Origin of the sequence: Streptomyces sudanensis (assembly GCF_023614315.1) — a bacterium.
GTDB lineage: Bacteria > Actinomycetota > Actinomycetes > Streptomycetales > Streptomycetaceae > Streptomyces > Streptomyces sudanensis.
Window position 1 is genome coordinate 2367073 of sequence record NZ_CP095474.1, and the last position, 1316, is coordinate 2368388.

Genomic DNA, 1316 nt, shown 5'->3' on the forward strand with positions numbered 1-1316 from the left:
GCCCGCGGCCGCGCCCTGCTGGCCCGCGCCGACGGCAGGCGCACCCCCGCGCAGCTCGCCTGGGTCCTGGGCCGCCCGGCCTTCCACACCGTGCTGGAGATCCGCCGCCTGGCCGCCGCCGGGCTCGTCGAGACCCCCGCCTCCGCACCGCCGGGCGGCGCCCCTCCCGCGGCCGATCCCCCCGACATCGCCCTGCTCCGCCGGGTCCGCGACGCCCTGGAGGCACGGGTTTAAGGGGCAGGGTCGNNCGNCNNNCACGAGGCCCCCGCCGTGCGGCGCGCCCTGCGGCGGCGCGCCGAGAGGAGGCGGCTGATGGCGGCCGAACCGCACGTGCTCGGGGAGCTGCGCCGGCTGCGCTCCCGCGTCCCCCGGCTGACCGGGGCGCTCGCCGCCGGCCTCGACGGGCTGGTCCTCGCCCAGGACACCGGGGACGTCGAGGCGGAGGGCGCCGCCGCGCTGACGGCGGCCGCGCTCGGCGCCGCCGCGCGGCTCGCCGAGGCGACGGGACGCGGCGGGTTCCACGAGCTGCTGGTGCGCGGCGGGCACGGCTACGTGGCGGCGTACGCGGCGGGCGGCTCGGCGGTGCTGACCCTCCTCGCGGAGCCCCACGTCAACGTCGGCCGGCTCCACCTGGAGGGCCGCCGCTCCGGCGCCCGCATCGCGGAACTCGTGGACGGCGCCCTGGAACACCCCGGTACCGCCTGACGGGTCCCCGTACCCGCCCCCGACGAACCCCCTGCGGCCCGGCACGACGGGCCCGGGGGGCGATCCCCGACACACCCCAGGAAAGGAAGTGCGCGTCCATGGCCAATGTGGAGACGGCCCTCAAGGAAGCGACCACGACGATCGACGGCGCCCTGGGCGCGGCGCTCGTCGACTACACGAGCGGCATGGCCCTCGGCACGGTCGGCGGCGGCAAGGACCTGGACCTCGCGGTCGCCGCCGCCGGCAACACCGACGTGGTGCGGGCGAAGGTGCGCACCATGGAGATGCTCGGCCTGCAGGACGACATCGAGGACATGCTGATCACGCTGGGCACCCAGTACCACCTGATCCGGCTCCTCAAGGGGCGCGGCACCAGCGGCCTCTTCCTCTACCTCGCGCTCGACAAGAACCGGGCGAACCTGGGCATGGCCCGCCACCAGCTCCGGAAGATCGAGAGCGAACTGGAGGTCTGACGGCGGGGAGGCGCCTTCGGGGCGCCGGCGGCGCCCCGCCCGGAGGGGTGCGGCGCCGCCCGCGGTGGCGTCCACCGCCCGGCACGCGGTGACGCGCCGGCGGTCCGGCCGCCACGGGAGCCGCCCCNGGCCGTACCC

Annotated in this window: 2 protein-coding genes and 1 pseudogene; all 3 read left to right on the forward strand. The window is 77.9% G+C overall.

Annotation, left to right across the window (positions count from 1 at the left end):
- Nucleotides 1-234, forward strand: a pseudogene (locus tag MW084_RS10900) (transcriptional regulator); the annotation flags it as partial.
- Nucleotides 235-270: 36 nt separating this feature from the next.
- A complete protein-coding gene (locus MW084_RS10905) occupies nucleotides 271-705 on the forward strand; it encodes a roadblock/LC7 domain-containing protein (RefSeq protein ID WP_275563820.1) in 435 nt (144 codons plus the stop codon).
- A gap of 98 nt (nucleotides 706-803) precedes the next feature.
- On the forward strand, nucleotides 804-1178 hold the full coding sequence (locus tag MW084_RS10910; RefSeq protein WP_010473703.1) for a hypothetical protein: 375 nt from the start codon (nucleotides 804-806) through the stop codon (nucleotides 1176-1178).
- Nucleotides 1179-1316: the final 138 nt, after the last annotated feature.

Coding starts and splice junctions, on each gene's coding strand:
- MW084_RS10910 (WP_010473703.1), top strand. CDS start 804: ATGGCCAATGTGGAGACGGCCCTCAAGGAAGCGACCACGACGATCGAC.